Annotated in this window: 15 protein-coding genes; all 15 read right to left on the bottom strand. The window is 70.0% G+C overall.

What is annotated here, in order from left to right:
* Positions 1–27 precede the first annotated feature (27 nt).
* Positions 28–1,608: a carboxylesterase/lipase family protein gene (locus ACFVDP_RS07410; RefSeq protein ID WP_383484812.1), complete on the bottom strand. Its 1,581-nt coding sequence runs from the start codon at positions 1,606–1,608 to the stop codon at positions 28–30.
* Between the two features lie 25 nt (positions 1,609–1,633).
* Positions 1,634–2,311, bottom strand: coding sequence for a GntR family transcriptional regulator (locus ACFVDP_RS07405; protein WP_383484809.1), 678 nt, complete (start codon positions 2,309–2,311; stop codon positions 1,634–1,636).
* A 6-nt stretch (positions 2,312–2,317) separates the two neighbouring features.
* On the bottom strand, positions 2,318–3,178 hold the full coding sequence (locus ACFVDP_RS07400; RefSeq protein WP_383484806.1) for an amidohydrolase family protein: 861 nt from the start codon (positions 3,176–3,178) through the stop codon (positions 2,318–2,320).
* 49 nt (positions 3,179–3,227) lie between these two features.
* On the bottom strand, positions 3,228–4,211 hold the full coding sequence (locus ACFVDP_RS07395; RefSeq protein ID WP_383484803.1) for an ABC transporter substrate-binding protein: 984 nt from the start codon (positions 4,209–4,211) through the stop codon (positions 3,228–3,230).
* Positions 4,212–4,262: 51 nt separating this feature from the next.
* Positions 4,263–5,141, bottom strand: a complete 879-nt coding sequence (locus ACFVDP_RS07390; protein WP_383484800.1) for a hypothetical protein — start codon at positions 5,139–5,141, stop codon at positions 4,263–4,265.
* 44 nt (positions 5,142–5,185) lie between these two features.
* Entirely contained in the window at positions 5,186–6,358 is a 1,173-nt protein-coding gene (locus ACFVDP_RS07385) for a DUF3500 domain-containing protein (RefSeq protein WP_383484798.1), read from the bottom strand.
* Positions 6,359–6,427: 69 nt separating this feature from the next.
* Entirely contained in the window at positions 6,428–7,357 is a 930-nt protein-coding gene (locus ACFVDP_RS07380; RefSeq protein WP_383484795.1) for a hypothetical protein, read from the bottom strand.
* Positions 7,358–7,362: 5 nt separating this feature from the next.
* Positions 7,363–9,015 (bottom strand): thiamine pyrophosphate-binding protein, encoded by a 1,653-nt coding sequence (locus ACFVDP_RS07375; protein ID WP_383484793.1) that lies wholly within the window; start codon positions 9,013–9,015, stop codon positions 7,363–7,365.
* Complete coding sequence (locus tag ACFVDP_RS07370; protein WP_383484790.1) at positions 9,012–10,082, bottom strand: amidohydrolase family protein; 1,071 nt, start codon at positions 10,080–10,082, stop codon at positions 9,012–9,014. The genes ACFVDP_RS07375 and ACFVDP_RS07370 overlap by 4 nt, the downstream gene beginning before the upstream one ends.
* Positions 10,083–10,129: 47 nt before the next feature.
* A complete protein-coding gene (locus tag ACFVDP_RS07365; RefSeq protein ID WP_383484787.1) occupies positions 10,130–10,990 on the bottom strand; it encodes an HpcH/HpaI aldolase/citrate lyase family protein in 861 nt (286 codons plus the stop codon).
* Positions 10,987–11,646, bottom strand: coding sequence for an SRPBCC family protein (locus tag ACFVDP_RS07360; RefSeq protein WP_383484784.1), 660 nt, complete (start codon positions 11,644–11,646; stop codon positions 10,987–10,989). The genes ACFVDP_RS07365 and ACFVDP_RS07360 overlap by 4 nt, the downstream gene beginning before the upstream one ends.
* A gap of 113 nt (positions 11,647–11,759) precedes the next feature.
* Positions 11,760–12,554: an ABC transporter ATP-binding protein gene (locus tag ACFVDP_RS07355; protein WP_383484781.1), complete on the bottom strand. Its 795-nt coding sequence runs from the start codon at positions 12,552–12,554 to the stop codon at positions 11,760–11,762.
* 253 nt (positions 12,555–12,807) lie between these two features.
* Positions 12,808–14,037: an MFS transporter gene (locus ACFVDP_RS07350; RefSeq protein ID WP_383486022.1), complete on the bottom strand. Its 1,230-nt coding sequence runs from the start codon at positions 14,035–14,037 to the stop codon at positions 12,808–12,810.
* 5 nt (positions 14,038–14,042) lie between these two features.
* The gene (locus ACFVDP_RS07345) at positions 14,043–15,128 is read right to left on the bottom strand and encodes an ABC transporter substrate-binding protein (protein WP_383484778.1); all 1,086 of its coding nucleotides are present in this window, start codon (positions 15,126–15,128) and stop codon (positions 14,043–14,045) included.
* A complete protein-coding gene (locus tag ACFVDP_RS07340; RefSeq protein ID WP_383484775.1) occupies positions 15,125–15,991 on the bottom strand; it encodes an amidohydrolase family protein in 867 nt (288 codons plus the stop codon). The genes ACFVDP_RS07345 and ACFVDP_RS07340 overlap by 4 nt, the downstream gene beginning before the upstream one ends.
* Positions 15,992–16,015 lie beyond the last annotated feature (24 nt).

Raw genomic sequence — 16,015 nt, 5'->3', positions numbered from 1 at the left:
GCCAGGCTGGTTGAGTGTGGAACGTGTTCACCAGGCTTGTCGGGTGTCGAAGAAGCGGAGCCAGAAGGCGGTGCGCTCCGGGTCCGCGACGTCGATGAGGTGGAATTGCGTGCCGATCTCCATGACGGAGCCGGCGCCCGGCACGAAGGCCGGCCAGTGGGGCAGGCCCGCGCCGTTGGGGTCTCCGGTGGCGCAGAAGTTCGTCCAGTACGCGGAGACGGTCCGGGCGATCTCGTGGTCCTCCTCCGTCCACGGGCCAGCCCCGTCAGCGGGATTGCCGAAGACGTAGTCGATCTCGGAGCCGTGGCAGGCTCCGCGCGGCTCCGTGGAGCGGTGGGTCCAGAAGTAGGTGTGCAGTGACCCGGTGCCGTGGCGGCTCCAGTCCTTCCCCCACAGGTACGTCGAGAGACGGGAGTTGTCGCGGGCCGCCCGGCCGGCGGCCTCCGCGGCCTCGTCGTCCGTCGTCGCCGGGTAGAGGCGCAGGAACTCGTCGGCGAGCGGGCCGAACTTCCGCCGGGCGGCGACCTGGTGCTGCTCCAGCGTCACGTGGACCGGAGGCGAACCGGGCCGTGTGGTGCGCCGGCCGGTGCGCAGGGCGCTCACGAGCGACTGTGGAACGGCGCCGCCCTCGTCGAGGTTGTTCCCGGCGAGGTAGTCGACGTCGTTCTGCAGCCCCTCGGCGTACGTGTCGTGGTAGCCGGAGGGGATCGCCCAGCCGTCCACGACGGGACGCAGCAGCGGTGGCCCGGCCGTGCCGCCGGTCTCCACGCTCGTGTCGATCGGGTCGTGCCCGTCGATCAGCTTGTGCCAGTCCAGCGCCCGCAGTTCACGGATGCCACGCGCGCCGTGCACGCGCATGAACTGGCCGCCCGATTCCTCCGCGTCCGCCGACCGCCGGTAGGACGTCGACAGATAGCGCAGCTCGGGGTCGCGGCAGTACCGGGCGTGGCTCTGCGCGATGGCCCGGTGGAACAGGCCCTTGGCGAGCGGCGACATCGCGAGGAAGTTGACGAGCCCGGCGCCCGCGGACTGGCCGGCGATGGTGACCCGGTCCGGATCACCGCCGAACCGCGCGATGTTGTCGCGCACCCAGCGCAGCGCCGCCACGCAGTCGAGCAGCCCGTAGTTGCCGGACGATCCGTGCTCCGACTCGGCGCTCAGCTCCGGTGCGGCGAGAAAACCGAAAGCGCCCAGACGGTAGTTGAAGGTGACGACGACGGGACCCTGACGGGCGAGGTTCTCGCCGTCGTAGCGCGGCTGTGCGCCTGTGCCCTCGCGGAAGCCACCGCCATAGATCCATACGAGCACCGGGCGGCGCTCCTCGCGGGAGGGCGCGCCCGTCCAGATGTTCAGGCTCAGGCAGTCCTCGCTCATGGGCACGTCGACGCCGGTCGCGGCCGCCTCGTTCGGCGCCTGCGGGCACATGGGTCCGAACCGATCGGCCCGCCGCACCCCCTCCCAGCGCTCCGGTGGCCGCGGCGGCCGCCAGCGCAGCTCGCCGACGGGCGGCGCGGCGTAGGGGATGCCGCGGAAAACGGAGACGGAGCGGTCCCGGCACGGTATGCCCTCGACGGGGCCCGCCTCGGTGTCCGCGGTGGGACGGTCCATTGGGTCCTTTCCGTCCAGACGCCTGTCAACCGACGTGCGGCGTCGAGGAGGTGTCGAGCAGCAGCGCCCTGCGGGCGGAGCCGACGTGGTGGCGCATGGCGGCGGCCGCCGATGCGGGGTTACGGGTGACGACGGCCAGGTAGACGGCCTTGTGCTCCTCCAGCGAGCCGGACCGCGGGTGATGCGCCGAGAGATTGCGGTACTGGCGCATCACCAGCGGGTAGAGCAGCGTGTCGTAGGCGCGGGTCAGGGTGCCTTGGTGGGAGGCGAGTTTCAGCTGCTGGTGGAAGTGGCGGTTGCAGCGTGAATAGGCGTCCTGGTCGCTGCGGGACTGCGCCTCTTCCATGTCCTGGACCGTGCGGTGCAGTTCGGCGACCTCTTCGGTGGTGGCCTGCTCTGCCGCCTTGCCGGCCAGCGCGGACTCCAGGATCTCGCGGGCCTCCAGGATGTCCGCCGCCTCTTCCACGGAGAAGCTCCTGGTGCGCACTCCGCGATTGACCTCGCCGGTCACATAGCCCTCATGAGTCAGTCGGGCCAGCGCGGTACGCATGGTGCTCCGGGAGACGTCGAACATCCGCGTGAGGTCCGCCTCGGTGAGCCGGGTGTCGGGCGGGATACTCCCCGACAGCAGGAGCGAGCGCAGCCCCTCGTAGGCATGGCTGTAGCGGGTGGCGGCTGAAGGTGTGGCAGGCGTGGCAGGCATGACGGGTCAACTCCCGGAGGTGCCCAGAGAACCGTAGAGGCGCCGTGCGGTGCCTGCGAAGATCTGCCGGCGGTCGCTCTCCGGCAGACCCGCGAGCACCTGCTCGGCGAGCGCGAGGAGTTCGGGCAGCGACTGCTCGGCGGCCGGGCAGTTCGACCCCCACGCGATCCGCCCCGCCCCGAACGCCCCGAGGACCGGGTCGAGGAAGTCCGCCGCGCGCTCCCCGGCGTCCTGGAGCCGTTCGAGATTGCGGTGGGTCAGCTTGAGGTGCAGGCCGGGGTGCACGGCCAGCTCCGCGACCTCGGCGCCCGCACGGGCGGGCGAGGCGGCGATGTCGGGGTAGCCGATGTGGTCGAGGAGGACCGTCACCCCGGGGAACCGGTTCAGGAGTTCCGTCAGCTGCGCGGTGGCGGCGCCGAGCCGCATCTGGAGGCAGACCGGCAGGTTCAGCTCGGCGGCCTGTTCCCAGAAGGGGTGCGTCTCCGGCGCGGCGAACCACTCGCCCTGCGTGGGCACCGTGCTGCCGCTGGTGAACAGCCGCACGCCGGACAGCCCGCCCTCGCCGACCGCGGCCTTCAGCGAGTCGGCGGCGTCGGGGCGCAGCGGGTCGACGGTGCCGACCGCGACGAAGCGGTCCGGCTGGCGGCGTGTGCTGTCGAGTACGTAGGAGTTGTCGTAGCCGTAGTTCGTGGTGGCCTGCACGAGGACGGCCTGGGCGATGCCCGTCGCGTCCATGCGGCTGACCATGCCCTCGGCCGTCACCGGGCGGGTGGCGGCCCACGTCGACTGCTTGCCCCCGAGCGGCGCGCGGGGATAGGCGGTCAGGTCCTCGGAGATGATGTGGCAGTGTGCGTCGACGACGTCCATGCGGGGTGCTCTCTCTGTCCGTCTGTACAGGGGTTCGTGGGGGAAGGGCTCAGGCGTCCGGGTAGTCGCCGGCCGCGAACAGCGAGGCGGCGTCGGTGGGGAAGCCCGCGTCGAGCAGCCCCTGGTCCTTCGCGAACCGGGCCATCGCGTTCAGGCTGGGCTCGTTGGCCGCGACGCCGTACGGGACCGGGTCGGCGCCGATCGCGCGGCCCTGGCGGGCCAGACGCGGCACCGCCGCCCACTCGGGCTGCGCGGCGAGGTGGCGGCGCTTGCTCTCCGCGAACGCCGCGTACAGCTTGGTGGGCAGGCCGGGGTCGCGCTCCACGAGTTCGGTGCGCACCGAGACCAGCGAGTGCAGCGGGTAGATCCCGGTCCGCAGGTAGTGGTCCACCGCGAGCGTGCCCGCCTCGGGGAACAGCGGGTACGGGTTGTTGTCGCCGGTGGGCTCGGGGTCGGCCGCCGCCGTCCAGCCGGCCCGCGGCGAACCGGCCCGGCCGGTCCCGGCGTTGCCGGTCAGGGCGGCGTCGATCTCCCCGGCGCGCAGCAGCTCGCCCAGCGAGCGGCCGTCGGTGACCCGCTCGACGTTGGCCGGGACGCGGCCCTCGATGTGGTCGTCGTCGTCCACCACCCACGTGATCTTGTCGATGTCGACGCCGTACTCCTCGCGCAGCACGCCGCGCACCCACACACCGGTACTCACCGAGTAGGCGCGTACGCCGACACGCCGGCCTTCCAGGTCGCGCGGCACACGGATCCCGGAGTCGGCCGCGCACTGGACGTCGCCGTGGTGGAAGCGCCGGTTGAGGAAGACCGGCACCGCGGTCAGCGGGATGCCCTCCTGGCGCGCCATCAGATAGGAGACCGGGGCGAGTTCGCACACGTCGAACTCCAGGTCCCGGATCATCCGTCGGTACGCGCCGATGACCGGCTTGACCTCCACCGGCTCGATCCGGTAGCCGTCCAGCTCGACGTCGCCGTCCAGCAGCGCCTGCCCGTGCGGGTACTCACCGAGAACCGTCGTGATCTTTTCCATGTCTGTCTTTCTCCAAGTACGTGATGCGGGAGGGTGGTTGCGGTCCCGGTCTCAGCCGCCGAGGCGGTCCGGCGAGACACCGAGGGCCGTGCAGGAGCGCTCGACGATCTCGTCGTAGTCGACCGCCCGCTCGATCACACCCTGCTCCAGCGCGTACGCGGCAGCCTTGGTGAACGCGCCGCGCAGCGCGGCGAACCCGACGGGGTGCAGCGGGACCGGGCCCGGATCGGCCTGGTCGGTGAGCACCGAGCGCATCGCGTCGTACGCGGCGAGGATCGCGGCGGAGTGCTCCGCGGCGGCCGTCTCCGACACTCCGACGACGTGGTTGACCGGAATGAACCCCTGCTCGCGCGACCACTGTTCGGCGATCTGGCGGGCGTCGTCGATCGCGGTGCGGATGCGGTCGTCAGAGGGAAGGCCGTTGCCCATGATCCCGAAGTCGAGCCGACCCTCCAGGAAGTCCGCCTGCAGACTGGCCCCCTGCGGGGCTCGCGTGACCCAGGACGGGTCGTCGGCGCCGTCGACGTGACTGCCCTCGTACGTCGTCCATTCGGCCTTGCGCAGGTCGACGCCGTAACTCTCGGTGAGGAAACCGCGCATCCATACGCCGGTCGTCTGGCTCCAGGAGCGGACTCCGACGCTGTGCCCCTCCACCTCGGCGGCCGACAGCTTGCCGAGCGTCACCAGGGTCTGGTGCTGATGACGGCCGAGGGTGGTGACCGGGAGCAGCAGCACCGGCTTGCCGTGGGCGACGGCCTGCAGCACTGTCACGATCGCCACTTCGCACAGGTCGGCGGCCGATTCGTTGACGAAGCCGCGGGATGCCTTGTGCACGGGGCTGATGGCGAGCCGCTCCGGCACGGTGCCCGACTCGCGGACCGCCGAGGTCGCGGCCGCCGCGAGGTCGTCACGGCCGAGGACCAACTTCATGTCTGACTCCTTCGTACGTACGGGACGAGCGGGTGGGCAGGGCCTCAGGCCCGCCCGTCCGGGTTGTTCGTGGTCCGCTTGGCGTGGTGCCGCTCGTGGTGCTGTCGCAGCAGATCGGCGCCGTAGTCACCGCCGTTGGGGGTGCGGACGATCGTGTGGATGTGCCGGCGGGAGGGGTGGTCGTTGCCGAAGATCACGCCTGGCATGTGCTCGAACTCGACGAGGATCACGGGGCTGTGGAAGCGGTAGTAGAAGGTGCCGTCGGGGTCTCCGGCCCAGGCGAAGTGGGTGTCGCCCTCGTGCGCCAGGACCTCCTCCATGCGCACCCGCGCGTGGTGGTCGCCGGCCCGGTTCACGTACAGCCCGAGCAACTGGAGCGCGGTGCCGCGCTGGCCGGGAGACATCCGGCTCAGCGACAGGCCGTGGTAGTCGAGCTCGAAGTTGTCCCGGAAGGCCCCGGCGAACAGGTCCTTCGGCAGGACGTCCGCGATGACGGCCCGCTCTCGCTGCCCGGCGTCGAGGTCGGTGAACAGTTCGTGGCCGAGGGCCTCCTCGCGCCGGAAGGCGACGGTCCCGGCGTACTTCCCGGAACCGGCCGTCACGGGCTCGGCGCCGAGGAACGAGGGGGTGAGGACCATCTGGTCCCCGACGAAGACGCAGTTGACATTGACGTGGTGCCCGTCGAGCTGCCAGCCCCACGGGCCGCCCTTCTCGGGCTCCCCGTAGACGGAGAACCAGTAGAGCCACTCGTTGAGCCCGTCCTCGTTGCCGCTCAGCTCGCCGACGGTCAGGTTGAGGTGCATCAGGTCGACCATCTGGCCGTAGCCGTCCGCACTGAGGCTCTCCCGGACGACCGACATGGCCGACGCGCGCTGAGCGTCGTCGAGTGCCTCCAGGCACAGGCCGTGGCGCAGGAAGTAGCGGGCGCCGTTGTTCCAGTGCCGCCAGCTCACGTCGTCGACGGGGAACCTGCCCTCGGCGTGCTGCTCGTCGGTCAGGCCCGCCAGGTAGTCCTCGGCCGCCCGGTACACCTTGCGGACGTCGGCGCCCGTGTTCCGCAACGGGAACAGTCCCGGCCGGATGCCGGCCGAGGTTCCCACTCCACGGAACGGCTCGTTCGCGGCCTTCACCCGCCAGGCGACCTTTTCGAGCAGATCAGGTGTCCAGACGTCGGGCTTGCGCGTGGGCGCGTTGCCCCGCTGCCGCAGTGCCACCATCGCCGCTCCTCCTTTCGATGCTTGTCGACGGGTGCGCCGGCGTGCGGCGCACCCTGGTCGGTCGCCTCCTCACCGTTCGAGGAAGGCCGCCTTCTCCTCGATCGCGGCGACGTCTATCGGTTCGCCGATGAGGCCCTGTTCCAGGGCGTACTGTCCGGCGATCTCCAGGCAGGCCGTGAGCCGCTCGCTCCAGCCGGCCGTCACCGCGCGGCCGGCCGGTGAGTCGTCGCGCTCGTCCGCGGTCGACATGATCGCCTCCTCCAGCGCCCGGTACACGGCGCGTACGTCGTCCTGCCGCGTGCGCAGGACGTCGTCGCGCACCACCAGCAGATGGTTCGCGGGGACCGTCCCGTGCCGCTCGATCCACGCCTGTCCGGCCTGTTCGGCGTCCTTCACCAGGGGGACGAGTCCCGCGCCCTGTCCGCCGATCGCCTTCGGGCCGAGCACGGCCGCCGAGACGTCCGCGCCGCGCAGCAGATCGGCGACCCGCTCGCTGTCCGACCTCTCCACGTACGGCGGGTCGGTGTACTGCGAGACATGGACGTCCTCGGTGGTCACCCAGGTGACGTCGGAGGACTTCACCCCGTACTCCTCCTGCAGCCAGCCGCGCACCCACAGTCCGGTGGTCTGGCCGTAACTGCGCACACCCACACGTCGCCCGGCGAGCTCGCGGGGGTCGAGGTCGGGCCCGTCGGGGAGCCGGGTGAGGGAGCGGTGGTGGGTGCTGCCCACCAGGACCACGGGCAGCAGGGTCACGGGGACACCCACGTCGCGGGCCTGCAGATAGGTGGCCATGGGCATCTCGCAGATGTCGTACGCGAGATGCCGGACCATCCGGGCGAAGGCCGGCGGCAGCGGGCTGAATTCCGGGTAGTGGCAGTCCACCCCGTCGACGGGGACGGTGCCGTCCTTGAGCGGGCGTGTGTGCGGGTGGTTGCCGAGAACGACGCTCAGCGGTGCGTCGGCAGAAGGTGTCTCGCGCGAAGGTGTGTCGCTCATGGTGCTCACACGTCCTCTCCGTACTGGATGCGGCGATACGGCGTGCTGAGCACCTGGCGGGTGATGCGCACGTCGATCACGGTGGGCCGGGGCTCACGGACGTACTCCGCGAGCGCGTCGCGCAGCTCCTGCGCGGTACGGACGGTGGCGCCCCTGCCGCCCAGCGACTTGGCCACCGCGCCGAGTTCGGGCGTGGCGATCGTCGCCAGTTCGGGGTCGAGCCCCTTCGCCTTGGCCTTGTGGTACTCGGCGCCGAGGCCCTGGTCGTTCATCACGACGACGAGAAGGGGGACGTCGTAGCGGACGGCGGTCTCGAACTCGCAGAGGTGCATGATGAAGCTGGCGTCGCCCTCGACCACGAATCCGGGCCTGTTGCCGTGCGCGATCATCTGGCCCAGGGCGATCAGCGGAGCCTGGCCGATGGCGCCGAACATGCCGTAGTTGGAGAGCACGTCACGGGAGCGCTGGAAGAGCATGGTCCCGAAGTCGGTCTGGTGACCGCTGCCGAGCACCAGGCCCATCTCGCCCGGAAGTTCGTGGTCGAGGATCCAGATCGCCTCGCGCGGGTCGAGCCGGCCCGGCTCGTTCACGTACTCCGGTTGCTGGACCCGCCCGGTCAGATGCTCCTTGACCCGGTCGGTGTGGTAGCCCTCCAGACGTACGGAACGTTCTTCGAGCACGCGGGTCAGTTCGGTGAGGGCGGTGACGGCATCGGCCTGGAGATAGCAGTCCGCGGCCTTGCCGTTGCCCATCACCAGGTGCGGGGCGGTGTCGATCTGGATGTACTTGGCCTCGGGGTAGAGGTAGCCGCTCTCGATGGTGTAGTGGTTCAGGCTGGCGCCCACCGCGATCACGCAGTCGGCCTCCTGGAGCAGCTCCATCGAGAGCTTGTCGCCGAACAGGCCCGACAGGCCGACGTGGAAGTCGGTGCGGTCGCACAGCCAGTTCTTGGCCTGCAGGGTGGTGGCCAGCAGAGCGCCGGTCCGCTCCTGGAGGGCGAGGATCTCCTCGCCGGCGGCGGCCCTGCGGGCGCCGCGCCCGGCGATGATCACCACGCGCTTGGCGTCCTGGACTAGGTCGGCCGCAGATTCGAGACGGGCCGGGGAGGGCACCATCTGGGGCTTCTCGATCAGGGCGGTGGAGGGGACGTAGTCCTCGTCGTAGTCGTCGAGTTCGGCGACCTGGACGTCGAAGGGCGCGCTGATCATGACCGGCCTGGACTCGGTCCGGGCGCGGTAGAAGGCCTGCCGCACCGCCTCCTGCGCGTTCTCGGGCCGGGTCACGTGGATGAACTCGCACTCGATCGCGGCGGCGAAGCGCCGCTGGTCGAGGTACTGGGTGGCGCCCTCGTCGCCTAGTGGCGTCTCACCGCAGAAGGCGACCAGGGGGGTGCGCGCCCGGCTCGCGCAGAGCATCGAGGTGGCGAGCTGGGAGACGCCGGGGCCGCTGGTGGTGGTGAGCACGCCCGGCTGTCCCGCGCCACGGGCCCAGCCGTCCGCCATGCCGAGGCCGGAGCCCTCGTGCCGGACCTCGTAGAGCCGTACCCCGAGGTCGGCGAGGGCCGCCATCCAGTGCATGTTGGCGTCGCCCATCATGCCGAAGACATCGGTGGTGCCTTCTTTGACGAACGCCTCGGCGAGTGCTTCGTAGACCTTCACTTCTGGGACTCCTTCACGTTCGCCGCGGCCGCCGCCCGCGCTTTCAGGACGCCGTCGAGCCGTGCGAAGACCCGCAGCGCGTTGCCTCCGTAGACCGCCTGCCGATCGCTGTCGCTCAGGGTGTCGATGGAGTCGAGGGTGTACTTGGTGTCGTCGAACCGCCGGCCGGTCTCCGGGTCCACGCTGCGGACGGCGCCGATCATCTCGGAGGCGAACAGGACGTTGCGCGCGGGGACGATGTCCAGGAGCAGTTCCATCCCGCGCTTGTGGTAGACGCAGGTGTCGAAGGAGACGTTGCGCAGGATCGACTCCTCCAGCGGCGGGCGACCGCGGTCCTGCATCATTCCGCGGTAGCGGCCCCAGTGGTACGGGACGGCGCCGCCGCCGTGCGGGAGGATCAGCTGCAGCGTGGGGAAGTCCTTGAACAGGTCCGACTCGCACAGCTGCATGAACGCGGCGGTGTCACCGGCGAGGTAGTGGGCGCAGGTGCCCTGCAGTGCCGGGTTCCTCGACATCGCGACGTGGATCATCGCGGGGACGCCGAGTTCGACCATCTTCTCGTAGAGCGGGTAGTAGACCCGGTCGGTCAGCGGCGGCGCCTGGTAGTAGCCGTCCGACGGGTCCGGGTTGAGCAGGCAGCCGACGAAGCCCAACTCCTCTACGCAGCGCTCCAGTTCGTCGACCGAGTTGCGGACCGAGGCGGGCAGCGCGTCGCCCGGGGACTGCGGCAGCTGGCACACGCCCACGAACCGCTCGGGGAACAGGCCGCACACCCGGGCGATCAGGTCGTTGCTCACCCGGGACCAGTCGAGGCTGGTGCGCTCGTCCCCGTAGTGGTGCGCCATCTTGCCGGCGCCCGGCGAGAAGAGGGTCAGATCGGTGCCGCGCTCGGTCTGCAGCTTCAGCTGCCCGCGCTCGATGGCGGTGCGGATCTCGTCGTCGCCGATGTGGAGTTCGTCGGGCGAGACCCTGGCGCCCGAGTCCTCGAAGGCCCGAATCTGCTTCTCGCGCCACTTGCCGAGCGCCGGCGGCGCGGTGGTGAAATGCCCATGACTGTCGATGATCATGAATTGCTCCGAAACTCGCGTGCGGTGGTCGGCGGGGTGTGTCCCCGTCACTCGCGGCCGGTCAGCTCCCGGGCCTTCTGCAGGCCCGGGTAGGTGCGCACCGGCGCCGACATGAGGAACCGGTAGCCGTCGTCGAGCACCTGCTTGACGTTGGCGGCCGTCACGTGGGGATGGCCGACGGGAACCCCGCGCTCGGCGCAGATGTCGAGGATCCGTCGCTTGCACTCCAGGACCCGCGGGTGCTCGTACTGGCGTGGGAATCCCAGCTCCTGGCTCATGTCGCCCTCGCCGATCAGGATCAGCCCGATCCCCGGCACCTGGTCGAGAATGTCCGGCAGGTTCTGGATGCCGAGCTGGTCCTCGATCATGAGGCCGACGAGGATCTCCCCGCCCGGGGCGAGGGGCCACACATCGGCCCTGGCGTAGTACTCGATGTTCGAGATGCCCCAGTAGCGCGTGGCCGCGTGCGGGCCGTCGCCACGCAGGCCGGCCGGCTCGTGCAGCGGGGTGTCGGGCAGCCTCGGGTAGCGGCAGGCGGCGACGGCGTTGCGGGCCTCCTCCACCGTGGAGATGTGCGGCCAGATGATGCCGAACGCGCCGAGATCCAAGGCCTGTTTGGCATGCCACTGGGCCTTCTCCGCGCCGTTGGCGGGGATACGCACCAGCGGGGTGACGGCGGGTGCGATGCTGTCCGCCTCGAAGATCTGCCGCCTGCTCAACAGGTACTGGAAACTGTCCTTGAGGGCGTTGATGTCCCAGGGCTTGTGCTCCATCTCGAACACCACGGCGTCGTAGTCCGAGGTGCTCAGCTCCGTCGCGGCCGTCGGATCGGCCGCGGAGAAGGTCGCGAAGACGTGCTGTCCCGCGTCCAGTGCGCCGATCACCTTGTTGAGCCTGGACGTTGTCATCGCCGACCTCCCTGACCGAGTGCTTCACCGGATGTGTTCTCGCCGCGCTGCGCGGGTTGCGGCTGTTGCCCCCGGCGCCTGGCGCGGCGTCCGGTCCACCACGCCCGCAGCCGGGCGAACAGGCCTGCGGGGCGCGGTGCGGGGGCGGGCGCGGCGGCGATCGGAGCAGGTGTCCCGGCCTCGGCGGTGGCAGGTTTCCCGGCGGGCGGGGCACATGTCTCGACGAGCCGCGCGGTGAACTCCTTCGTCATCCGGGAGACCACCGCTCCGGCGCCCGACTCGATCAGCTTCGCGAGCTTGCCGTTGAGTTTGATCTCGCCGTCGCAGAACACCCGGGAGCCGCCGGGAGCGTCCGCCTCGACGACACGGAAGGTCGCGGAGGCGCTGAACCGGGTGGCGCCCTGCCCGTCCGCGCCGCGGGCGGTGAGCCGGCCCTCGTGCGCGGCCTCGTCCAGCTCCAGGGAGATGCGGGCGGCGAACTTGACGCGGATGCCGCCGAACCTGATGGCCAGGGTCCCGTCGAAGGACCCGTCGTCGTGCGAAGCGCCGAGCTCGGCGCCGCCGATGCAGGACACCACGGCCGAGGGGTCGGAGATGACCTCCCAGACACGGCCGGGCGGACTCGGTACGTCGATCTCTTCCGTGATCGTTATCAAAGCAGTGAACCTCACTCGGCGACAGCCGTGCCGGACATGGGGGAGGGCATGACGGCACAACTGCCGTACTGGTTTGGCGACATGGGGTGCAGGCGGCGGGCAGCGGGGGAGTGCTACGCGGCGGTTTCCTGCTCGGCGGCGAAGAGGCCCCACAGATGGTTGTAGAGCTCCGAGAATTCCGGTGACTCCACGAGCGAGCCGATCTGGCGCGGCCGCTCGAAGGGGACCTGGATGACACGGCGGATCGTGCCGGGGCCCTGGGACATCACGACGACCTCGTCGGCCAGGTAGAGCGCCTCGTTGAGGTCGTGCGTGACGAAGACGAGGGTGCCGTTCTGCTCCTGCCAGATGTTGAGCAGTTCCTGCTGGAGCTTGAGGCGGGTGATGGCGTCCAGCGGTCCGAACGGCTCGTCCATCAGCACGATGGACGGGTCGTAGATCAGCGCCCGCGCGATGGCGCAGCGCTTTTGCATGCCGCCGGACAGCTCCCGCGGGTAGTGGTTCTCGAAGCCGGTCAGGCCGACGAGCTCGACCCAGTGGGCGATGCGTTCCTCGCGCTCCCCCTTGGGGACCTTGCGGAACTTGAGGGCCAGGCCGATGTTGGCCCGGACGCTCAGCCAGGGCAGCAGGTGGGAGGCCTGAGTCACGTACGCCGCGTCGGAGTTGACGGCGGTGACCGGCTCGCCGGCGTAGTGGACCTCGCCCCGGGTGGGCGAGAGCAGCCCGGCTGCCAGGTTGAGGATGGTGCTCTTGCCGCACCCGCTGGGGCCGATCACCGCGACGACCTTGCCGCGATCGACCTTGAACGACACGTCTTGGATCGCCGGCCGGTGGGTGCCGGGGAACTGCAGTGTGACGTGCTCGAGACGGAGTGCCTCCGGGTGGACGTTGCGCTCTGTGGTCGACATGTCTGTCTCCTCGGCCTCCGCCTCGCGAGGGGCGGAATCGGGGGCCGTGCGCTCGCGCTGGTGGCGGCGGTCGTGGGTGGATTCAATCGATGGTGGCGCTCCGCGTCACTCAGATTGTCCAACAACTTTCATCAGGAACGTAACACTGCCGTAGCGGAGGCACAATAACCTGGCGTGAAGAGCAGTGCATTCATAGGATTCCGAGTCGGTTCCCCGGAAAAACTGTTGGACAAGATGAGGTTCCCGGGGTGGGTCAGGGGTGTGGGCCCGCTCGGCCGCTCAGCGCATGCGGCAGCACGGCCAGGCCGACTCCCGCCGCCGCCAGCCCGCCCACGAGCAGGCCGCCACGGGCACCCCACGAGGCCCCGATGGCGCCGACGGCAGGCGCGCCGATGACCGAACCGCCCAGCCAGCCGATGGACCACACCGACAGGACACGGCCGCGCATCTGCGGAGCGGCCGACACCTGCATCAAGGTTTTGGCGGAGGAGTTGAAGGTGATCGAGGCCGAACCGACGAACACCAGCAGCACCAGCGCCGCCGGCAGGGTCGGGGCGAGCGCTGCCGCGCAGATCACGGCTCCCCAGAGCACCGCCGACACCGCGAGGGACCGAGTGCTGAGACGGCGCCGGCGCATCGCCAGAAGCCCGCCCGCCACCCCGCCGAGACTCATCACGGCCATCGCGACGCCGTAGCCGACCGGCCCGGCCCGGAACACCGATGTGGTCAGCAGCGGCAGGCTCACCGGGAACTCCCAGGTCAGGATGCCGGTCACATACACCATGATCATCGGGTAGAGCAGTTCAGGGGTGTGCCGGATGTGGGCGAGGCCCGCCCGGATCTGGCCCCGCCCCCGGTCCTCCGGTTCGGCCGGATACATCTCTCCTGTCCGCAGTCTGAGCAGGCTCAGGATGACGGCCAGGTAGGAGAGGGTGTCCAGGGCGAAACACGGCGCCGCGCCCAGCGTCGCGAGCACGGATCCGGCGATGCCGGGCCCGGCGAGCTTGGCCGTGTTGATGAACGTGGAATTGATCGCGATGGCGTTGGCCAGGTGCTCGGCGTCGACGAGCTCACCGATCAGCTTCTGGCGCGCCGGATTGTCGAAGACGTTCGTCAGCCCGAGTGCGAGCATGATGACGATGAGCAGGGGCAGCGTGACCATGCCGGCCCACACCAGCACGGTCAGCAGTGCGGCCAGGACGGCGAAGGAGACCTGGGTCAGCAAGAGCAGCCGGCGGGTGTCGTGCCGGTCGACCACCAGACCGCCCCAGACACCGAGCAGCAGAACGGGCAGATACCGGGCCCCGGTCACGATGCCGAGCACCGTCCCGCTGTGGGTGAGTTCGAGGGTCAGCCAGCCGATGGCGATGTTCTGCATCCAGTTGCCGACCACGGACGTGAACTGTCCGATCGAGAACAGGCGGTAGTTCCTGATCCCGAGCGAGGCGAAAGTGCCCGGACGGCTCCCGGCGGCCGGTGTCACGTCGGTCAACCGATGTCCGTCCCCAGCGCCTCTTCTCCCTTGGGGAAGAAGTTCGTGAGGCGGTTGTAGTCGGCGAGGGTCGAGGTGGGGTACCACTTCAGGTTCGCCTTGCAGATCGCGGCGAGGACCGGGGTGTCGTCCGGGTGCGAGCAGTCGGTCCGCGCCGGGATCCGGGAGTTGTACGTCCTCGCGAGGGCCTGTTGCGCCGGGTCGGAGGACAGGAACGACGTCAACAGGGCCGCCGCGGCGGGGTGTCGGGCGCCTCTGGGGACATAGAGGTAGGACTCGTTGGCGTTGGTGGGGGAGAGCGGGGCCACCTCGACTGGTACGCCCTTCTTCTTGGCCTCCAGCACGAGGTTGATGAGGCTGGTGCCGATGCTCACCTCACCGGATTCGACCGATGCCTCGGTCTGCGTGGTGTTCGACGCGTAGTGCGGCTTCCGCGCGGCGAACTTCTTCGCCCACGCCAGGGCCTTCGTCTGCCCCAGCGACGGGTCCAGGTCCCAGGCGGTCAGGAACGACGCGCGCGACTCCGCGGCGACCTTGCCGCCGGACCAGCGGGGGTCCAGGAGGTCGTTCCAGGTCTTCGGCACATCGGCCGGCGCGACCTTCTCGGTGTTGTAGGCCCAGACCTTCGGGACCGCCCAGATGTAGACGAGCCCCTTGTCGAGGACGTTCTCCTTGGCGACGCCGTACCGCGACCAGTCGATGTCGTCGGCCATGTCCGCGGACGGGCCGACGGTGAGCCCGCCGGCATTGGCCACGTCGACCGACACCTTCCCCGCGGCCTGCTCCATCCTGAGCTGGCTGACCTGGTCGGGGGCCTTGGTGTTGGTGTATTTGACCTCGATGCCGGGATACTTCTTCTCGAACAGGTCGATCGCGGGCTGCATCTGTGACTGCGGCTTGGGGGCAGACCAGTCGACCACGCCCTCCTTCACGGCCTGCTTCACCAGTGCGCTCATCGACTTCGGCAGGTCGGCGCTCTCCGCCTTGGCCCCGCAGCCGGTCATGCAGGCCGCCGTGACCAGTACGGTGCCCACGGCGAGGGCGCGGCGCCGCGGGTTTCCACGCTTCGTCGGCGGGTTCATCGTGTGGCCGCGGACGCGTTGTAGACGCGGACGGCGTTGCCTCCGAGGACCTTCGCGAGTTCGTCAGGAGCCAGCCAGGACAGGTGGCCCTCGATCCAGTCGCGCAGTTCGCTCAGGGTCCCCTCCGACGCCGGGAAGTTCGAGCCCCACATCAGGCGTTCGGTGCCGAAGGCGCCGGCGAGCCGGCGCAGGACCTCGGGCACGTCGACGTCCGGCTCGGCACCGAGGCGGCGCAGCGCCGGAGGCGTGATCTTCAGGTGGACTCCGGGGAACCGCGCCAGTTGCCCGAGCTCGTCGAGCATCGGGTAGGCGGGACCGCCGCTCGCGTCGGGGCGGCCGGCGTGGTCGAGCAGCACGGTGAGCGTCGGATGCGCGTCGAGGACCTGCGCGAGCCTGCCCGCGTCCTTGGAGTGCATCTGGATGCACACCGGCACGCCGCGGCTCTCCACGTAGTCCCACACCGCGCCCATGCGCGCGTCCGAGATTCCGGAGCCGGGCGTGGGGACCTTCGTGGTGCCGTCCGACACGCGGATGCGTACGCCGCTGAATCCGCGCTCCTCGATCCAGTGTCGGAGGTCGGGGACCGCCGAATCGGAGAGGAAGTCGACCGCGCAGACGCCCACCAAGCGGTCGGGATGCTTGGACAGGGCGTCCGCCGCGTACCGGTTGTCGAAGCCGTAGACCGTCGACGCGTGGACAAGCGCCGCCCGTTCGACACCTGCCTCGTCGAGGTGCCGGATCAGGCCGGAGACGTCGACGGGACGGGTCTGTGACCACTGCGAGCGCGTACCACCCAGCGGTCGCACCGGGTACGTGTCGGTGTCGTCCGACATGGCGTGTGTGTGGGTGTCGAAATACTGCATCAATGCTCCTCGGGGTGGTGCGGG

This window comes from Streptomyces sp. NPDC057694, from assembly GCF_042799415.1.
In the GTDB taxonomy this organism is placed as follows: Bacteria; Actinomycetota; Actinomycetes; order Streptomycetales; family Streptomycetaceae; genus Streptomyces.
This window is presented reverse-complemented; position numbering and strand designations above follow the sequence as displayed.

Bases quoted from the DNA above. Each gene is read 5' to 3' on its own strand.
- ACFVDP_RS07410 (WP_383484812.1), bottom strand. From the start codon at position 1,608: ATGGACCGTCCCACCGCGGACACCGAGGCGGGCCCCGTCGAGGGCATA.
- ACFVDP_RS07405 (WP_383484809.1), bottom strand. From the start codon at position 2,311: ATGCCTGCCACGCCTGCCACACCTTCAGCCGCCACCCGCTACAGCCAT.
- ACFVDP_RS07400 (WP_383484806.1), bottom strand. From the start codon at position 3,178: ATGGACGTCGTCGACGCACACTGCCACATCATCTCCGAGGACCTGACC.
- ACFVDP_RS07395 (WP_383484803.1), bottom strand. From the start codon at position 4,211: ATGGAAAAGATCACGACGGTTCTCGGTGAGTACCCGCACGGGCAGGCG.
- ACFVDP_RS07390 (WP_383484800.1), bottom strand. From the start codon at position 5,141: ATGAAGTTGGTCCTCGGCCGTGACGACCTCGCGGCGGCCGCGACCTCG.
- ACFVDP_RS07385 (WP_383484798.1), bottom strand. From the start codon at position 6,358: ATGGTGGCACTGCGGCAGCGGGGCAACGCGCCCACGCGCAAGCCCGAC.
- ACFVDP_RS07380 (WP_383484795.1), bottom strand. From the start codon at position 7,357: ATGAGCGACACACCTTCGCGCGAGACACCTTCTGCCGACGCACCGCTG.
- ACFVDP_RS07370 (WP_383484790.1), bottom strand. From the start codon at position 10,082: ATGATCATCGACAGTCATGGGCATTTCACCACCGCGCCGCCGGCGCTC.
- ACFVDP_RS07365 (WP_383484787.1), bottom strand. From the start codon at position 10,990: ATGACAACGTCCAGGCTCAACAAGGTGATCGGCGCACTGGACGCGGGA.
- ACFVDP_RS07355 (WP_383484781.1), bottom strand. From the start codon at position 12,554: ATGTCGACCACAGAGCGCAACGTCCACCCGGAGGCACTCCGTCTCGAG.
- ACFVDP_RS07345 (WP_383484778.1), bottom strand. From the start codon at position 15,128: ATGAACCCGCCGACGAAGCGTGGAAACCCGCGGCGCCGCGCCCTCGCC.
- ACFVDP_RS07340 (WP_383484775.1), bottom strand. From the start codon at position 15,991: ATGCAGTATTTCGACACCCACACACACGCCATGTCGGACGACACCGAC.